This is a genomic window from Stenotrophomonas sp. YJH_SMC_79, assembly GCF_059367995.1.
In genome coordinates this window covers 584,813-602,115 of sequence record NZ_JCAFRK010000002.1, presented here as the reverse complement: position 1 = coordinate 602,115, position 17,303 = coordinate 584,813, and the positions used below count along the sequence as shown (strand labels likewise).

At 66.5% G+C, this 17,303-nt stretch carries 15 protein-coding genes; 4 read left to right on the top strand and 11 right to left on the bottom strand.

The window, feature by feature from the left end:
- Positions 1 to 217 precede the first annotated feature (217 nt).
- Genes pgaA through pgaD form a run of 4 tightly spaced genes read left to right on the top strand, consistent with a single transcriptional unit; the run spans position 218 to position 5,858 of the window.
- Positions 218 to 2,245, top strand: coding sequence for a poly-beta-1,6 N-acetyl-D-glucosamine export porin PgaA (pgaA, locus tag AC5P57_RS09550; protein ID WP_262234820.1), 2,028 nt, complete (start codon positions 218 to 220; stop codon positions 2,243 to 2,245).
- Between the two features lies 1 nt (position 2,246).
- Positions 2,247 to 4,133 (top strand): poly-beta-1,6-N-acetyl-D-glucosamine N-deacetylase PgaB, encoded by a 1,887-nt coding sequence (gene pgaB, locus AC5P57_RS09545; protein ID WP_099551857.1) that lies wholly within the window; start codon positions 2,247 to 2,249, stop codon positions 4,131 to 4,133.
- A gap of 1 nt (position 4,134) precedes the next feature.
- Positions 4,135 to 5,391, top strand: a complete 1,257-nt coding sequence (pgaC, locus tag AC5P57_RS09540; RefSeq protein WP_099551858.1) for a poly-beta-1,6-N-acetyl-D-glucosamine synthase — start codon at positions 4,135 to 4,137, stop codon at positions 5,389 to 5,391.
- Positions 5,388 to 5,858, top strand: a complete 471-nt coding sequence (gene pgaD, locus AC5P57_RS09535) for a poly-beta-1,6-N-acetyl-D-glucosamine biosynthesis protein PgaD (RefSeq protein ID WP_099551859.1) — start codon at positions 5,388 to 5,390, stop codon at positions 5,856 to 5,858. Before pgaC ends, pgaD begins: the two co-directional genes overlap by 4 nt.
- 140 nt (positions 5,859 to 5,998) lie before the next feature.
- Here pgaD and AC5P57_RS09530 read toward each other — a convergent pair whose 3' ends face one another.
- The 11 genes from AC5P57_RS09530 to AC5P57_RS09480 all read right to left on the bottom strand — a co-directional run bounded on the left by AC5P57_RS09530 (position 5,999) and on the right by AC5P57_RS09480 (position 17,302).
- On the bottom strand, positions 5,999 to 7,270 hold the full coding sequence (locus tag AC5P57_RS09530) for a glutamate-5-semialdehyde dehydrogenase (protein ID WP_099551860.1): 1,272 nt from the start codon (positions 7,268 to 7,270) through the stop codon (positions 5,999 to 6,001).
- A complete protein-coding gene (proB, locus tag AC5P57_RS09525; RefSeq protein WP_099551861.1) occupies positions 7,267 to 8,424 on the bottom strand; it encodes a glutamate 5-kinase in 1,158 nt (385 codons plus the stop codon). Before proB ends, AC5P57_RS09530 begins: the two co-directional genes overlap by 4 nt.
- 11 nt (positions 8,425 to 8,435) lie before the next feature.
- Positions 8,436 to 8,699 carry a YciI family protein gene (locus AC5P57_RS09520; RefSeq protein WP_099551862.1) on the bottom strand — a complete coding sequence of 88 codons (264 nt, stop codon included), beginning with the start codon at positions 8,697 to 8,699 and terminating at the stop codon, positions 8,436 to 8,438.
- Entirely contained in the window at positions 8,699 to 9,994 is a 1,296-nt protein-coding gene (argH, locus tag AC5P57_RS09515; protein ID WP_099551863.1) for an argininosuccinate lyase, read from the bottom strand. Before argH ends, AC5P57_RS09520 begins: the two co-directional genes overlap by 1 nt.
- Before the next feature lie 20 nt (positions 9,995 to 10,014).
- A complete protein-coding gene (gene argC, locus AC5P57_RS09510; protein ID WP_099551864.1) occupies positions 10,015 to 10,968 on the bottom strand; it encodes an N-acetyl-gamma-glutamyl-phosphate reductase in 954 nt (317 codons plus the stop codon).
- Positions 10,965 to 11,567, bottom strand: a complete 603-nt coding sequence (locus AC5P57_RS09505) for a GNAT family N-acetyltransferase (RefSeq protein WP_262234818.1) — start codon at positions 11,565 to 11,567, stop codon at positions 10,965 to 10,967. The genes argC and AC5P57_RS09505 overlap by 4 nt, the downstream gene beginning before the upstream one ends.
- A gap of 3 nt (positions 11,568 to 11,570) precedes the next feature.
- Positions 11,571 to 12,899 (bottom strand): acetylglutamate kinase, encoded by a 1,329-nt coding sequence (locus tag AC5P57_RS09500; RefSeq protein ID WP_099551866.1) that lies wholly within the window; start codon positions 12,897 to 12,899, stop codon positions 11,571 to 11,573.
- Positions 12,900 to 12,924: 25 nt separating this feature from the next.
- The gene (locus AC5P57_RS09495) at positions 12,925 to 14,013 is read right to left on the bottom strand and encodes an acetylornithine deacetylase (protein WP_099551867.1); all 1,089 of its coding nucleotides are present in this window, start codon (positions 14,011 to 14,013) and stop codon (positions 12,925 to 12,927) included.
- Positions 14,014 to 14,161: 148 nt separating this feature from the next.
- A complete protein-coding gene (locus tag AC5P57_RS09490; protein WP_010486639.1) occupies positions 14,162 to 15,355 on the bottom strand; it encodes an argininosuccinate synthase in 1,194 nt (397 codons plus the stop codon).
- 68 nt (positions 15,356 to 15,423) lie between these two features.
- Positions 15,424 to 16,434, bottom strand: coding sequence for an N-acetylornithine carbamoyltransferase (locus AC5P57_RS09485; protein ID WP_099551868.1), 1,011 nt, complete (start codon positions 16,432 to 16,434; stop codon positions 15,424 to 15,426).
- A 319-nt stretch (positions 16,435 to 16,753) separates the two neighbouring features.
- Positions 16,754 to 17,302 carry a glycine zipper 2TM domain-containing protein gene (locus tag AC5P57_RS09480; protein WP_241896738.1) on the bottom strand — a complete coding sequence of 183 codons (549 nt, stop codon included), beginning with the start codon at positions 17,300 to 17,302 and terminating at the stop codon, positions 16,754 to 16,756.
- Position 17,303: the final 1 nt, after the last annotated feature.

Sequence of the window (17,303 nt, the reverse complement as noted above, 5' to 3'; positions counted from 1 at the left end):
GGCATGGGGGCGGCCTGGCCGCCCAGGCCACCACTCGGTGTGCGGGGGATTCTCGCTTCAGACAAGACATTGCAGGTCGCTGTCCGGGTTGTACCCGTCCTTGCTGGACGGGAGTGCACGAAGGGAGTGACGCAGGGCACGGCCATCCCCAAAACTGGCATGTGATGTGCGTCACATTTTTCACAGTTGTCTGGTCAGGAAGCCAAGGGGGTCCCCAATGGTTGTCCACCGCCGGCTGGCGCTTTGCGTCGGCCTCGCCTGCACTGCCCTGGCCTGGGCCAGCGGCGCTGCCCCGCCCGATCGCGAGGCGGCCCTGGCCGAGATCGGCCGCTACCGCGACCAGGCCCGATGGCTGGATGCGCTGGGCGCCATCGAGCGTGCCAGCCAGCAACAGCCCAACGACGATCTACTGTTCAAGCTGCGCGTGCTGACCCTGGGCGACATCGGCAATGCCTGGCGCGCATGGGAGCTGTACCAGCAGCGCCCGCAGCTGTTCGATGCGGCCCAGAAGCAACGCCTGGAAGGCGACTACCTGGCCAAGCTGGTGGTGTGGAGCCTGGCCTACAGCAGCAGCGAGGACAGCCGCCTGGAAGAGGCTGAATCGACCCTGGCGCGCATGCAGCGTTACCTCGGCAGCGAAGGCACACCGCCCGCCCAGGCCCCCCTGCGGATCCGCATCGACCGGCTGATCCTGCTCAACCGGCTGGGCCGCCATGCGCAGGTCCGCGAGGAAGCACGGGCACTGCAGGCCGAAGGCCACACTCTGCCCGACTACGTGCTGCCCGCAGTAGGCGATTCGTTGATGGGCACCCTGCACCCGGAGGAAGCCATTCCGGTGCTGCAGGCAGCCGTCGCCGGCGATCCCACGCGCGATGCCTCGCACTCGGAACTGGCGTACGCCTATCTGGAAAGCGAACAGCAGGAAAAGGCCATCGACCTGCTGCAGGCATGGCGCGACAAGGAACCCGCGTGGCGCTGGAGCAACGGCAAGTCGCCGTATGCGAACTGGTCGCGCTACGAGGCCGACCTGAACCTGGCAATGGTGCGCGCCTACAGCGGCGACCTGCGCACCGCACAGCACGACCTGGAATCGATGGTCGACATCGCACCGGGCAACGGCGGCCTGCAGAGCGCACTGGGCAGCGTGTACATGATGCGCGGATGGCCACGCATGGCCCTGCAGCGCCAGCAGATGGCACATGCGCTGGACCCACGCGACATCGAGCCGCGGCTCGGCATGGAAGAGGCATACGTTGCCCTGCAACGCGATGATCTGGCGCGGCCGCTGCACGACGATCTGGTAGCACGCTACCCGACCCAGCCCGCCGTCGAGCGCATGGACCAGGCCTGGCGCGTACATCGCGGTTGGCAGCTGAAGGCATGGACCGACATTGGCCGCAGCTCCGGCGGCGGCGGCACATCGCCGCTGGGCAACAACGACCGTCACTACGGCATGGAAGTGCAGACGCCGGTGCTCGACGACCGCTGGCGGCTGTTCGCCTTCGCCGACAGGCGCTCGGTCGACTTCCAGGATCAGCGCATCGACCCGCTGTGGCTGGGTGCGGGCGTGCGCTACCGCTTCGGCCGACTGGATGCCGAAGCCGCCGCGCTGCGTGCCAACGACCACGTCGGCGATACCGGTCTGCGTCTCGGTGTCGGCTGGCAGTTCAACGATTACTGGCATGCCGGGCTGGTGGCCGTGCGCAACGATCCGGAAGCCTCGATGCAGGCGCGCGTAGCCGGCATCACCGCTGACAGCGTGAGCGCGCAGGTGGACTACCGGCGCAGCGAGCTGACCCACTGGACGTTCGGTGCCAGCCGCTTCCGCTACGACGACGGCAACCACCGCGAACTGTTCAGCACCAGCATTGAACAGCGCCTGCTGACCCGCCCACGCTGGTTGATCGATGGCCTCGCCAGTGCCTACACCAGCCGGGGCAGCCGCGACGACGCGCCCTACTTCAACCCGAAGCGCGACCGCATGGTCGAGATCGGAATGCGCATCGACCAGCAGTTGTGGCGGCACTACGAGCGCCACTTCCGGCACCGGCTGACGGTCTCGCTGGGTGACTACTGGCAGGATGGCTTCGGCAGCGCGCTGGTCCCTTCGGTGTCCTACATGCACGAATGGCAGCTGGGCCAGGGCCGCGTGTTCGAGTACGGCGTGCGCTGGTCGCGGCCGGTCTACGACGGCCACCGCGAGCGTCATATCGGCTTCGAAGCCGCACTGCGCTGGGGAGAGTGACATGGCCCGCATCCTGCGACTGATCGTGCTCCTGCTGCTGGCTGCCGCACCGCCGGCGTTCGCGCAGCAGGCCCTGCATCTCGATGCCATTGACAACGGCCTGCTGATCCTCAGCTACCACGACATCCGCGACCAGGTCGCGGCCAAGGGTGATGCCGATACCTACGCGGTGAGCACGCAGAACTTCGCCGCGCACCTGGATTGGCTGGGTGCGCACGGCTATCACCCGGTGTCGTTGTCGCAGGTGATCGACGCCTCACAGGGCCGCGCCACGCTGCCGCCAAAGCCCGTGCTGCTGACCTTCGATGACGGCCTGCGCAGCGTCTACGACAAAGCGTTCCCGCTGCTGCAGGCCTACCGCTACCCGGCGCTGGTGGCAGTGATCACCGATTACGTGGACATGGCGCCCGGGCGCACCATCGACTATGGCTACCGCCCGTTCGGCCACGATGACTTCGTTACCTGGGCGCAGCTGAAGCAGATGCACGGCAGCGGCCTGATCGAAGTGGCCAGCCATACCGACGACCTGCATCACGGTGTGCTTGCCAATCCACAGGGCAACTCCACGCCGGCCGTGGTGACCCGCGTCTACAGCCCGGCCACCCACAGCTACGAAAGCGAAGCCCAGTACGAACAACGCCTGCGCGCCGACCTCTCGCGCAGCGTGCAGCGCATCCAGCAGCACCTGGGCATCCGCCCGCGCGCCATCGTCTGGCCCTATGCCGCCTACAACCAGCTGAGCAACGACATCGCCGAGCAGCTGGGCATGCCGGTATCCTTCGATCTGGAAGGCCGCAGCACACCGGTGGCCAGCGACCTGCATGGGCTGGCGCGCTTCCTGGTCAGCGACAACCCGACCGTGGAGGGCCTGGCCTACGAGCTGCGCCGCGACGTTGCGCTCGATGGCATCCGCGCGTTGCAGGTCGACCTGGATGATGTATACGACCCGGACCCGGCACAGCAGGCGCGCAACCTCGATGCGCTGATCGAGCGGGTCAAGCGCATCTCGCCCACCCACGTCTACCTGCAGGCCTTCGCCGACCCCGACGGCAACAACACCGCCGACGCACTGTACTTCCCCAACCGGCACATGCCGATGCGCGCGGACCTGTTCAGCCGGGTCGCCTGGCAGCTGAAGTCGCGCGCGGGGGTGAAGGTGTACGCCTGGCTGCCGGTGCTCGGGTTCGAGCTGCCCGATCCGGTGCAGCGGAAGACGTTGGCGATCCAAAACGGTGATGCCGACGGCATGTACCGGCTGGACTTCACCAACCCGAAGGCACGCCAGATCATGCTCGACATCTACGAGGATCTGGCCGTCAACTCGTACTTCGAAGGCCTGCTCTTCCATGATGATGGTTACCTGCGCGACACAGAACTGCCGGCGCTGGCAGCAGGCGACGATGGCAGCGCACGCACCCGGGCGCTGATCGACTTCACCCTGGCCCTGCGTGACAGTGCGCAGCGTTGGCGACCGAAGCTGGCGACAGTGCGCAACCTGTATGCCGAGCCGGTGTTGCGCCCGCAGAGTGAGGCCTGGTTTGCACAGCGCCTGGACCTGTTCAACAAGGCTTACGACCAGACCGCGCTGATGGCGATGCCATGGATGGAAGGCAGCAGGCACCCGGAACGTTGGCTTGACCAGCTGCTGGCCGCGGTGCGCGCGCACGATCCCCAGCTGCAGCACACCCTGTTCGAACTGCAGACCGTGGATTGGCGCAGCGGCCAGCCGATTCCCGCCGAACGTCTGCGCGCGCAGATCCGCCAGCTGCAGGCGCAGGGCGTCCACCATTTCGCCTGGTACCCGGATGACTTCATCGCCGGCCAGCCTTCTACCCATGATGCCCGCGCGGCGATGTCCGCCGGCAACTTCCCGTACCCGGAGAAGTGACATGGACATGCATCCGCTGCTGCAGGTCCTGTTCCAGTTCGCCTTCTACTACCCGATGGTGATGGCGTTCTTCTGGATGTCGGGCGGTCTGTATTACTACTTCCGGCGCGAACGCCATTCGCGGCCGCGCAATGATCCTCCGTTGATGGTCGATCCACCGTTCGCTAGCCTGCTGATTCCCTGCCACAACGAATCGGAGAACCTGGACGACACCCTGGGGGCCGCGCTGGCGCAGCGCTATCCGGCCGACTACGAGGTAATCGCCATCGACGATGGCAGCAGTGACGACACCGGCGCCCGGCTCGATGTGCTGGCGGCGAAGCATCCCCGGCTGCGCGTGCTGCACCTGGACCGCAACCTCGGCAAGGCCAATGCGCTGCGAATGGGGGCGCTGGCGGCACGCTCGGAGTACCTGGTGTGCATCGATGGCGATGCCATGCTGGAGGAACACGCCCTGCACTGGATGGTCTGGCACCTGGTCAGTGGCAGCCGGGTCGGCGCGGTCACCGGCAACCCACGCATCCGCAACCGTTCCACCCTGCTCGGGCGCCTGCAGGTGGCCGAGTTCTCTTCGATCATCGGCATGATCAAGCGCGCGCAACGTGTCTACGGGCGCATCTTCACGATCTCCGGGGTCATCGCCGGCTTCCGTCGTACCGCACTGCACCAGGTCGGCTGGTGGTCGGACGACATGGTGACCGAGGACATCGACATCAGCTGGCGCCTGCAGCGTGCGCACTGGGACATCCGCTACGAGCCCAACGCGCTGTGCTTCATCCTGATGCCGGAAACGCTGAAAGGCCTGTGGCGGCAACGGCTGCGCTGGGCGCAGGGCGGCGTGGAAGTGATGCTGCGGCATGCGCGTTCACTGCTGCACTGGAAGGAGCGGCGCATGTGGGGCGTGCTGCTGGAGTATGTGCTGAGCGTCATCTGGGCCTACACCATGCTGTTCATCGTGGTGTTGTGGGTGCTGGGCAAGCTCATCGACATGCCGCCGCAGCTGTACATCGCCAGCCTGCTGCCGCAATGGCATGGCGTGATTCTGGCCCTGGTCTGCCTGCTGCAGTTCGCCAGCAGCCTGATCATCGACCGTCGTTACGAAACACAGATTGGACGCAACTACTTCTGGGTCATCTGGTACCCGATGGCGTACTGGCTGATCAGCCTTTCCACCACCCTGGTGGCGCTTCCCAAGACCCTGCTGCGCCGTCGCAGCAAGCGCGCTACCTGGACCAGCCCTGACCGGGGGATCCGATGAACGCACAACACCCGTCCAACCGCTTCGACTCGCGGATGATCCGCAAGCCACATCATCAACCGCGCTTCCAGCGCACCGCCTGGGGCTTTGTCACCCTCGCGTTCTGGGGGTTCTACTTCTACCTGTGGGCGCCACTGGTGACCTTGGTGTCGTGGCTGATCGGCGGACAGATGGCCTGGCAGCAGCTGTATGAACGCAAGAACCAGTTCGACCCCTACGTGCTGGTCGCGCTGCCGCTGATGCTGCTGTGTGCAAGCGTGCTGCTGATCGGTTGGGCCGAGTACAACCGTGCGCGTTTCCGTGGCCACGAACGGCGCCTGCCACGGCCATTGGCCAGCCTCAATGAAGTAGCCGCCGATCTCGGCGCCAGCACCGGCCTGGCCGAGCGGCTGCTGGGCTGCAAGTCCGCTACGCTGCACATGGATGAGCATGCGCGGCCGGTGGGCATCCGCCGCGAGGTGGTGTAGCCCGACAGTCTGGTAGCTGCCGACCTTGGTCGGCGCTCGCTTTGGTAGCTGCCGACCTTGGTCGGCGCTTTGGCCTGGTGGGTGCCGATCTTGGTCGGCACCGGGGTCTACCGCGAAGAGCATCCACGCATGGCGTGGATCTACTTGCGCGTCTGCCCTTCACCGCGCACGACAAATCGTTCGACGGTGAGTGCTTCCAGGCCCATCGGGCCATACGCATGCAGCCGTGTGGTGGAAATGCCGATCTCGCTGCCCAGGCCGAGCTGGCCGCCATCGGAAAAGCGCGATGAGGCATTCACCATCACCACCGCCGAGCGCAGCGCGTTGACGAAGCGTTCGGCTTGACCGGCATCTTCAGTGGCGATCACTTCGGTATGGTCGGAGGTGTAGGCACGGATGTGCGCGATGGCCGCATCGAGATCGTCCACCACGCGCACCGCCAGTACCAGGTCGAGAAACTCGGCGGCGTAGTCGTCTTCGGTGGCCAGCGTGCTGCCCGGCAGCAGGGACTGCGCACCCGCATCGGCACGCAGCTGCACGCCGCGCTCGCCCAACGCCTTCGCCACGCGCGGCAGGAACGAACCGGCGACGTCACGGTGCACCAGCAACGTCTCCAGCGAATTGCAGGCTGCAGGACGACTGCACTTGCCATCCACCAGCAGATCGAGCGCCTTGCCAAGGTCGGCACTGGCATCCACGAACAGGTGGCAGACGCCCTTGTAGTGCTTGATCACCGGCACCCGTGCGTGTTCGGCGACGAAACGGATCAGGCCTTCGCCACCACGCGGAATCGCAAGGTCGATCAGCTCGTGCAGCTGCAGCAGTTCCAGCATCGCCTCGCGGCGCAGGTCGGTCAGCACCGTCACTGCGGCCGGTGCCACGCCGTTGGCCTTGAGTGCTCCCGCCAGCGCCTGCGCGATGGCGGTGTTGGAATGGATCGCTTCGGAGCCGCCACGCAGGATCACGCCATTGCCAGCCTTCAGGCACAGCGCAGCGGCTTCGGCGGTCACGTTCGGGCGCGCCTCGTAGATCATCGCGATCACGCCCAGCGGCACGCGCACCTTCTGCACGCGGATCCCGTTCGGGCGCACGTCATCGCGGGTCACCTGGCCGACCGGATCTGGCAATCCGGCCACTTCGCGCACGGCCTCGGCCATCGCGAACAGGCGCGGCGGATCCAGTGCCAGCCGATCAAGCATGGCGCTGCCCACGCCTTTCCCGCGTGCAGCGGCAAGGTCGCGCGCGTTGCCGGCCAGGATCAGCCCGGCGTTCACTTCCAGTGCCTGTGCCATCGCCAGCAGCAGCGCGCGCCGGGCGTCACTGTCGAGACCGGCGACCACCTGGGCCGCGTCACGGCAGGCCCGCGCCTGCGCTTCGATGTCGCTCATCGGAATGTCCTTCAATGCGGTCATGGCAGCACCAGGTCGTCACGATGGACGACGCTGCCGCCGTAGTTGTAGCCGAGCACGGCCTGGATGTCGCGCGAATGGCGGCCAGCAATGCGGCGCACGTCGTCGGCCGCGTACTGGCTGACACCGCGGGCGATGCACACGCGCCCCTGCGATGCGTCCCAGCACACCTGCACCATATCGCCACGGCGGAACGTCCCTTCCGCACCAGTGATGCCGCCAGGCAACAGCGAAGCGCCCTTCTCGCGCATCGCCTGTGCAGCACCGGCATCGACCAGGATCGCGCCTTCGGCCAGCGGTGCGTGCCGAAGCCAGTGTTTGCGCGCGGCCTCGCGGCTGCGCGCGGCGTGGATGCGGGTGCCGAACAGGCGATCCTGTGCCAGCGCGCGCACCACCTCCCCACTGCGTCCATTGAACAGGTAGGTCTCGATGCCGAGGCGGCCCGCCTTGGCCGCCGCTTCCAGCTTGGTGCGCATGCCACCGGTACCGGCACGTGATCCCGCCCCCCCCGCCATCGCCAGCACTTCATCATTCAATTCCGCAACGTCGTGCAGCGGCCGTGCATCGGCCACGGTGCGCGGGTCGGCGCTGTACAGGCCATCGATGTCGGTGGCGATGAACAGCGCATCGGCATCGACCAGCGCCGCCACCGTCGCCGCCAGATTGTCGTTGTCACCGAGCTTGAGCTCGTCCACCGACACGGTGTCGTTCTCGTTGACTACCGGCAACGCGCCCAGCCGCAGCAGTTCGTTGAGGGTGGCGCGGGCGTTGAGGTAACGGCGACGGTTGCGCAGGTCGTCATGGGTCAGCAGAACCTGCGCCACCGGGCGCTCGAAGAAGCGCTGCCAGAGGCCGATCAGCTGGGCCTGGCCAAGGGCCGCCAAGGCCTGCCGCGCCGCCATCGCTGCGCCCGGCTCATCGGCGCGCGGCAGGATCGCGCGCCCGGCCGCCACTGCGCCGGATGACACGATCACCACTTCGCGCCCGGCCAGTACGTTGGCCGAGACGAACTGCGCCAGGCCCAGCGCATGACGTGGCGACAGTCCGCCACCATCGGCCGCCAGCAGGCTGCTGCCGACCTTCAGCACCGCACGCCGCCACGGTGGCAGCGCCTGTTGCGGGAACGGCGAAGCGGCGTTGGCAGCGTGCAGGGTCATCGGTCAGGGTCTCAGCGGGTGTTCCATTCGTGCACGGTCAGGTCAGAGGCCTGCATCGTCACCAGCGGATCGGTGGCAACGATGGCCTGTGCCTGCGCCAGGCTGTCCACGTTGCACAGGACGTAGGCGCCACCGCTGCCATCGGCGAAGCCGCCGGTCAGCTGCAGCTTGCCCTGCGCCTGCAACGCATCGAGGAAGTCACGGTGCGGCTGCACGGCGGCGGCATTGAAATCGGGCCGGCGCATGGCCAGCACCAGATAGACGGTGGTCGCCATCAGGCCAGCGCCTGCCAGCGCGCGCGCAGTTCATCCAGGCGCAGGTCGGCGGCCGAACCCGGCGACACACGGGCGGCCAGGCTGCCTTCCGGCGTGCGCCCCTGCCCTGCACTGTCCGCACCGGCCGCAGCGGCCTTGTAGGCCTCGCGGAACGGCACGCCGGCCACGGCCGCTTCCACGGCAACGTCGGTGGCATACATGCCTGAATCAATCGCCGCGCGGAGCTTGTCGTCACGCCATTCCAGGTTGGCCAGCAACGCCGGCAGCAGTTCCAGCGCAGCCAGACCGCGGCCGAAGCCGTGGAAGATGGCGCCCTTGGACGACTGCAGGTCGCGATGGTAGCCCGACGGCAGCGACAGCAGCTGCTCGATCTCGGTACGTGCAGCGGCCACGCTGGCGTGGGTCGCGCGCATCAGCTCGATCACGTCCGGGTTGCGCTTGTTGGGCATGATCGAGCTGCCGGTGGTGTACTGCGCCGGCAGCGCGACGAAACCGAACTCGGCACTGGTGAACAGCGACAGGTCCCAGGCGATGCGGCGCAGGTCCAGCGTGGCACCACCGAGCGCTTCCAGCGCGGCCAGTTCGAACTTGCCACGCGACAGCTGCGCGTAGATCGGCGAGATCTGCATGCGCGCGAAGCCGAGTGCAGCCGTGGTGTGTGCGCGGTCCAGCGGCAGGTTCACACCGTAGCCGGCAGCCGTGCCGAGCGGATTTGCGTCGACCAGCGCGTGGGTGTCGCGGGCACGGACGGCGTTGTCGATGAAGGCCTCGGCCCAGCCCGCCCACCACATGCCGGCCGAGGACACCACGGCGCGCTGGATGTGGGTGTAGCCGGGAATCGGCAGGTCCTTCTCGGCCTGCGCACGGTCCAGCGCGACCTTGGCCACTTCGGCACTGAGCTGGGCCACGCGCTGCAGCTTCTCTTTCAGCCACAGACGGGTGGCCACCAGGATCTGGTCGTTGCGGCTGCGGCCGGTGTGGATCTTGCGACCGGCATCGCCGAGCCGTTCGGTCAGGCGCGCTTCGATCGCCGAGTGACCATCCTCGTACTGGGCATCGAGCACGAAGCGGCCTTCGCGGAAGTCCTGCGCCAGCACCTCCAGCTCGCGCAGCAGGCCGGCCAGCTCATCGGCGCCGAGGATGCCGATGTGCTGCAGGCCCTGCGCATGCGCTGCGCTGGCGGCGATGTCATGCAGGAAGAACTCGCGATCGAGGATCACGTCGTCACCGGCGAGGAAGGTCTGGATCTGGGCGTCGACAGCGACGCCGGGCTTCTGCCAAAGAAGGTCTGCCATGGGGGCTCCGGAAGGCGGGATCAGTGCGGGATCGACGTCAGTTCGTCGATGCCCAGCGCGAGGTTGAGGTTCTGCATGGCCTGGGTGGCCGCGCCCTTCAGCAGGTTGTCCAGGGTCGCCACCACCACCACCCGCTTGCCGCCCGGGGCCAGGGTGAAGCCACCGACCTGGGCACCGTGGCGGCCGGCGATGCGGCTGACCCACGGCGCTTCATCCATCACTTCGATCAGGGGTTCGCCGGCATAGGCCTGCTGGAAGCGCTCGATGATCTGCTCGCGGGTCTGCACGCGGTTCAGCCACAGGTTGGCGGTGAGCGTGATGCCACGGAAATGCGGCGCGACGTGGGGCATGAACTCGACCGCCACGCCCAACTGCACCGACACCTCGCGCTCATGCACGTGGTTGGTCAGCGCATACGGCATCAGGTTGTCGGCCAGCAGTTCGACGTTGTTCTTGTCCGACGGCGTGGTACCGGCGCCGGAATAGCCGGAGACACCGAAGCACTGCGGCGGACCGGCCAGCAGGTCCAGCAGCGGCTGCACCGCCAGCTGCATCGCCGTGGCATAGCAGCCCGGGTTGCTGATGTGCTTCTGACCGTTGTAGCGGCCGCGAGTCAGCTCCGGCAGGCCGTAGTACCAGCTGCTGTCGAAGCGGTAGTCGGCCGAGAGGTCGACGATGACGGTGTCCGGTTTCGCGGTTTCAAGCGCGGCCACGAACGGTGCGGCCAGGCCATTGGGGAGGGCGAGGATCACCGCATCCACGCCCTTGGCGGCCACCGCGTCGGCGTCCAGGTTCTCGTACTGCAGGTCACCCTGGAATTCCGGATGGTGATCGGACAGGCGCTGCCCGGCGCGCTCGCGCGAGGACACGAAGGCCAGTTTCAGGCGTGGATGGGCTGCCACCAGCTTGATCAGCTCGGCGCCGGTATGGCCGCGGGCACCGACGATGCCCAGGGTGAAAGTCGAATCGTTCATGCGTGCCTGTCCAGGCGGTACTGCAGGTGGCGCTTCACGCCCTGCCATTCCGCATCGATGATGGAGAAGATGACGGTGTCGCGCGGCGTGCCATCGGCATGCCGCTTGTGGTTGCGCAGCACGCCATCCTGCTTGGCGCCGAGGCGGGCAATGGCGGTACGCGAAGTGGCGTTGAACCAGCTGGTTTCCAGCACCACGCTGATGCAGCCCATCGTTTCGAAGGCGTGCTGCAGCAACAACAGCTTGGCTTCGGTATTGGCACCGGTACGATGCACGCGCGGCGTGTACCAGGTGTAGCCGAGGCTGAGTTTCGGCACGCCGACATCCATATCGTAGAAGCGCGTGCTGCCGATGATCTCACCGGCAGCATCGCGGATCACGAATGGAAGCACCTTGCCTTCGGCCTGCGCCTGCAGCGCGGCCTGCACATAGGCCTCGGCCCGCTCCGGCGACGGCACCTGCGTGTACCAGAGCTGGTCCAGCCCGCTGCCGTCCAACGCAGCGCGCAGGCCCGGCACATGTTCCATCTGCAGCGGCTGCAGCATCACGTGCTGGCCGCGCAGGGTGGGTACCGAACTCCAGGCGTCGGGGTTGCTCATCGCTCAGCCCTGCAGGCTTGGTGTGCGCTTGGCGCAGTGGTCGACATAGGTGCGGATGCGATCGATGCCATCGGCACCGAACCAGAACACCTTCCACTGATCCTGCTTGTAGCAGCCATCGGACTCGGCGTAGTAGAAGTGATTGATCGGGTTGCCATGGCGCGAGCGCCAGAACAGCTGCGGGGTTTCCTCCAGCATCACGTTCCAGACCGCACGACCGAGGCCTTCGCCCTGTGCGTCGTCGAGCACGGCGAACTTGTCCAGGTACACGCCTTCGGCTTCGTCAGTGAGTATCACCGCGGTGCGGTAGTTCTCGCTGACATAGGCACGCAGCAGCTTCGTCTTTTCGAAGTACTCCGGTACCAGGGTGCGGCCGAAGCTGGATTCGATCAGGCCCTTCAGGCGCGGCAGGTCCAGTTCGTTCCAGGCAGTGGCGCGCAGCACCTTTTCGCCCTTGCGCACCAGCGTGCCCGAGCCCTTGTGGGTGAACAGTTCCTTGGCCAGGTCGGCCGGGCGGGTGATCGACACCGACGATTCCAGCGGCAGGCGGTCGAGCAGATCCTTGATCTGTTCGATCTTCACCTTCATGCCGCCGTGGATCCACGGCTGCGCGATCAGGTGGTCATACTCGGTGGACAGGTTGATCGAATCGATCACGTTGCCCTGCTCATCCAGCAGGCCACCGGTGCCGGTCAGGAAGATGATCTTGTACGGCTGCAGTTCCTGCACCAGCTCGTTGGCGGCGAAGTCGGCGTTGACGTTGAGGATCTGGCCACCGGCGGTCTCGCCCAGGCTGGTGATGACCGGAATCGAGCCGGCACGCAGGCTGGCCTCGATCGGTGCCAGGTTGACCTTCTTCACTTCGCCGACCAGGCCGTAGGTGTCCACGTCGAGGTACTCGGCCTCGAACACGCCGCCGGTGATCGAGGTGGCACGCGCGCCGTTCTGCTGCAGGGCTTCGACCAGCCGCAGGTTGGACTGCTGGAACACCCGGCGCACGATCGCCAGCGCTTCCGGCGAGGTCACGCGCAGGCCGTTCACGGTCTGCTTGTGGATGCCGGCCGCCGACAGCTCGGCATCCAGCTGCGGGCCGGCGCCGTGCAGCACAATCGGGGTCAGGCCGACTTCCTGCAGGAACGACAGCGAGGAGGTCAGCGCGTCGAGGTCATCGCGCAGCACCGCGCCGCCGACCTTGACCACGGCGAAGCGCTTGGCATCCAGCTGCGAAAAGCGCTTGAGGTACTGGCTGATCTCCTTCGCGCTGGCCATGCTGGAAAGCAGGCGCACGATGGTCTGGCGGGTCTGGCGATGGGGCTGGAGGGCAGGAGACATTTCGGTTTCGTCGGAAAGGGAAGAATCAGGCGCCGGCGGCGATGATGCGCTGCACGGCGTCGGTGTAGCGCTGCAGCTGGTCCAGCGTCACGAACTCATCGGCGGTGTGGGCCTGGGCGATGTCACCCGGGCCGAACACCAGGGTGGTGTAACCGGCGGCGGAGAACAGCGAGGCTTCGGTCCAGAAATCCACCGCGTTGCCGATCGGCAGGTCCAGCGCATCGGCCACGTCGCGCGCCAGCAGGCGGCGGTTCTCGGCTTCGGCAATGTCGCCGGCCGGCAGGCTGGGGCCACGGAAGGTTTCGGTGAACAGCGCGGCGTCCGGTTCGGCGAAACCGGCGAAGGTTGCCAGCAGGGCGTCGATGTCCATCGACGGCAGCGGGCGGAAGCCGAAACGCACTTCAGCCGCAGGTGCGATCATGTTGGCCTTGATCCCGCCTTCGACGCGGCCGATGTTGAAGCGCAGGCCGGTCAACCCACCGAAACGTGCCGAGGCCAGCGATTCCACATGGTCCAGCGCGCGGCTACCCCAGCGCATGGCCTGGTGCAGCGCGCTGGCGGCCGCATCCTGCTTGCCCGAGGCATGGCCGGCACGGCCGGCGAACTGCATCAGCACCGAACTGATGCCACGGTGGGCCAGCACGGCCTCGCTCATGGTCGGCTCGGCCACCAGCACGGCTTCGTACGGCAGGCCACGCGCCAGGAACGCGGCGATGCAGCGCGGATCGTTGGCTTCTTCGTCGCTGGAGAACAGGAAGGCGGCATCGCCATCGCTGGCGTTGGCCGCAGCCACCAGCGCAGCGGCCGCACCCTTGATGTCACACACGCCCAGGCCGACCACGCGGTCATCCAGGCGGCGCATCACGTGCGGGTCGGCACTCCAGTGCGGCGAGTCCGGCACGGTATCCAGGTGCACGTTGAACAGGTACTTCGGCGTCCCGCGCACGGCGTACAGGCTGACTGCACCTGCACCGTGGTCGATCACCTCGACGTTGAACCCGGGCAGGTTCGCGCGCAGGTAATCGAAGATGCCACCGGTGGTGATCGCACGCGGCGGGTTGCGGGTGTCGAAGGACACCAGCGCCTGCAGGTGATCGAGCGTCTGTTCAAGCATGAAACAAAGATCCTGTGGAATTCCGCCGGGCATGGCCCGGCGCTACCGTGATGCGTCTGGTGGAGAGCCCCCTTCTTGTTGAAGGGGGCGCGCCAACGGCGCAGGGTTAAGGCGGAATGCGCGGGAGACGCGCGCGCAATTCAATCGCTCAGCGATTGACTTGCGCGTAAAGCGTCGAGCTCATGCCGAACAGCTTGATGAAACCCTCCGCCTCCTCCACGCCCCAGTCGGCCGACTGCGCGTAGGTGGCGCCCTTGGTGTTGAGCAGGTGCGGCGACTTCACCGCCACTGCATCAACACGGCCACCACGTGTTTCCAGCACCACTTCGCCGTTCACCTTGGCCTGCGAGGACTTCAGGAAGGCTTCGATGTCGGTCTTCAGCGGGTCGTGGTAGAAGCCTTCGTACACCAGCTCCACCCACTTGCGCGCCACGTCCGGCTTGAAGCGGTTCTGCTGCTTGGTCAGCACCGCATCTTCCAGCGCGCGGTGTGCGGCCAGCAGCGAAACCAGGCCCGGGGCCTCGAACACGATGCGGCCCTTCAGGCCGATCACGGTGTCGCCGGTGTACACGCCGCGGCCAACGCCGTACGGGGCGAACAGCTTGTTGAGCTGGGCCAGGATCTGGTCACCCGGCAGCGCCTTGCCGTTCAGTTCAACGGCTTCGCCTTCGACAAACTTCAGGGTGACGGTCAGCGCCTGTTCCGGCCACTCGCTGCGCGGTGCGCACCAGCCACGGGCACCCTCGCCCGGGGCTTCCCAACGGTCGATCTCGCCGCCGGACATGGTCAGGCCCAGCAGGTTCTCGTTGATGGTGTAGGCCTGCTGCTTGGCGCGCACGCCGAAGCCGCGCTCTTCCAGGTACTTCTGCTCGTAGGCGCGGGTCTGGGTGTGCTCCTTCTGGATTTCGCGGATCGGCGCGATGATCTGGTAGTCACCCAGGGCCTTCACGGCCAGGTCGAAGCGGACCTGGTCGTTGCCCATGCCGGTGCAGCCGTGGGCGATGATGTTGGTGCCCAGTTCGGCGGCACGCTTCAGCGCGGCATCGACGATCAGGTAACGGTCGGACACCAGCAGCGGGTACTGGCCCTGGTAGCCCTCGCCAGCCCACACGAACGGCTTGACGAAGCCTTCCCAGATGGCCGGGCCACCGTTGACGGTGACATGGCTGGCCACGCCCAGTTCGGCGGCGCGCTTCTCGATGAAATCGCGCTCTTCATCATCCACGCCGCCGGTGTCGGCGAACACGGTGTGCACGTTGTAGCCGCGCTCCTGCAGGTACGGCACGCAGAAGCTGGTATCCAGGCCGCCGGAGAAGGCGAGAACGACGTCTTTGTTGCTCATGGGGGTAATGTCCAATCAGGTGGGGTAGCGCCAGGCCATGCCCGGCGGATTGTTTCAATGCTTGGGAATCAGCGCCCGGCAACCGCGGCCATGATCGCCTTCTGCACGTGCAGGCGGTTCTCGGCTTCGTTGATGGCGATGCACTGCGGCGAATCCATCACCGCGTCGGTCGCCTTCACGTTGCGGCGCAGCGGCAGGCAGTGGCTGAAGACACCGTTGTTGGTCAGCGCCATCTTCCGCTCGTCCACGATGAAGTGCTTGAACTGGTCGCGGATCGGCTTTTCCGGCTCCCAGTTGCCGAAGAACGGCAGCGCGCCCCAGCTCTTGGCGTAGACCACGTCGGCGCCGGCGTAGGCGCTGTCGATGTCATGGCTGATCTTCAGCGAACCGCCGCTCTCGGCCACGTTCTGCTCGGCCCAGCCCATGTAGCGGTCATCGAGGATGTAGTCGGCGGTCGGGCACAGCAGGGTCACGTCCATGCCCATGCGGGTGGCGATGGTCAGCGCCGAGTTGGCCACCGCAGTGTTCAACGGCTTGGGGTGGTAGGTCCAGGTCAGCACGTACTTCTTGCCGCGCAGGTCCTGGGTGCCGAAGTGCTCCTGCAGGGCCATGACGTGGGCCAGCTCCTGGCACGGATGGGTGATGGTCTCCATGTTGATGACCGGCACCGGCGAATACCTGGCGAAGCTGTTGAGGACGATGTCCTGGCGGTCGTAGGCCCAGTCGATGAACTTGGGGAACGCACGCACGGCGATGATGTCGCAGTAACGGCCCAGCACCTTGGCCACTTCAGCGATGTGCTCTTCGGTGTCGCCGTCCATCACCGTACCGAGGTTGAACTCGATCGGCCACGCATCCTTGCCCGGCTGCAGCACCACCGCGTGGGCGCCGAGCTGGAACGCGCCCAGTTCGAAGCTGGTGCGGGTGCGCATGGACGGGTTGAAGAACACCAGCGCGATCGACTTGCCCTTGAGCTGGTCGCCGAGCTTGTTGCGCTTGAACAGCGCGGCCTGGGTCAGCAGCGCGTCAAGTTCGCTGCGGCTCCAGTCCTGGGTGTTCAGGAAGTGCTTGGGGGACATCATCTTTCCTTGCGTGGCGGCGCCGGGTTCGGCGCAGTGGAAGGGAAAAGCAGGAACCAAAGGTGGATCGAAAAGGTTGCAGTTGCAGCTTTCAGAACGCGGAAACGAAAAAACCCAGCCGGCGGGCTGGGTTTTTTTCGGACGAACAGCAAAAAGCTCCGGTTACCCAGCGAGGATGTGGGGTTCCGGTCGACGCGCACGCGAGGTCATGCCCGACGCCTGTCGGGCTGCGCTGCTGTCGTGCTGGAAGTCGGTGAGCTTCATGGTCGACAATCTTTGCATGCGGCCGGAGCCGGCGCAAGGGGCCGGGGTCGCAGAATCAGGGATTGCCGGCTGCGCCCTGCTCGGGGCCGACCCAGGGGGTGATCGAGACCCGGATCTTGAGCCGGTTGCCGGGGTCTTCCGGCAGCCGCGAGCGGTACTTGGTGCCCTTGTAGACGTAGTCCACGTCGTAGGCGATGGGGCGGCGGAATTCACGCCCGACCGGCACGATGCGGCAGTCACGGGTCAGCATCGGACCATTGTTGGCCGGCGCCGGGGTCGGCGTCTCGGTCGCGGCCTCCTCAGGGATCTCCTCGTCACTGCGCTTGAACATCGAGCGCACCGAATCCCAGAAGCGGCCGATCCGGCCCTTGTCCTCGACAGGCTCTTCGCCGGTCACGTTGACAGGGGCCAGGGTACGGGTCGAGATCGGCTCGCAGTGCTCCTCGGTGCGGGTCGCGCGCAGGGTCTGGAACACCGGCTCGACGTTCAGCACCTGCGCATAGTCGAACTTCACGTTCTCGACGATCACCACACGGTTGCGCGGCTCGGCGTCCTGCGCCTGGGCCACGGCGGCCGTCGCCGACAGGCAGGCCAGGGTCAGCAAC

Coding starts and splice junctions, on each gene's coding strand:
- pgaA (WP_262234820.1), top strand. CDS start 218: ATGGTTGTCCACCGCCGGCTGGCGCTTTGCGTCGGCCTCGCCTGCACT.
- pgaB (WP_099551857.1), top strand. CDS start 2,247: ATGGCCCGCATCCTGCGACTGATCGTGCTCCTGCTGCTGGCTGCCGCA.
- pgaC (WP_099551858.1), top strand. CDS start 4,135: ATGGACATGCATCCGCTGCTGCAGGTCCTGTTCCAGTTCGCCTTCTAC.
- pgaD (WP_099551859.1), top strand. CDS start 5,388: ATGAACGCACAACACCCGTCCAACCGCTTCGACTCGCGGATGATCCGC.
- AC5P57_RS09530 (WP_099551860.1), bottom strand. CDS start 7,270: ATGACCGCATTGAAGGACATTCCGATGAGCGACATCGAAGCGCAGGCG.
- proB (WP_099551861.1), bottom strand. CDS start 8,424: ATGACCCTGCACGCTGCCAACGCCGCTTCGCCGTTCCCGCAACAGGCG.
- AC5P57_RS09520 (WP_099551862.1), bottom strand. CDS start 8,699: ATGGCGACCACCGTCTATCTGGTGCTGGCCATGCGCCGGCCCGATTTC.
- argH (WP_099551863.1), bottom strand. CDS start 9,994: ATGGCAGACCTTCTTTGGCAGAAGCCCGGCGTCGCTGTCGACGCCCAG.
- argC (WP_099551864.1), bottom strand. CDS start 10,968: ATGAACGATTCGACTTTCACCCTGGGCATCGTCGGTGCCCGCGGCCAT.
- AC5P57_RS09505 (WP_262234818.1), bottom strand. CDS start 11,567: ATGAGCAACCCCGACGCCTGGAGTTCGGTACCCACCCTGCGCGGCCAG.
- AC5P57_RS09500 (WP_099551866.1), bottom strand. CDS start 12,899: ATGTCTCCTGCCCTCCAGCCCCATCGCCAGACCCGCCAGACCATCGTG.
- AC5P57_RS09495 (WP_099551867.1), bottom strand. CDS start 14,013: ATGCTTGAACAGACGCTCGATCACCTGCAGGCGCTGGTGTCCTTCGAC.
- AC5P57_RS09490 (WP_010486639.1), bottom strand. CDS start 15,355: ATGAGCAACAAAGACGTCGTTCTCGCCTTCTCCGGCGGCCTGGATACC.
- AC5P57_RS09485 (WP_099551868.1), bottom strand. CDS start 16,434: ATGTCCCCCAAGCACTTCCTGAACACCCAGGACTGGAGCCGCAGCGAA.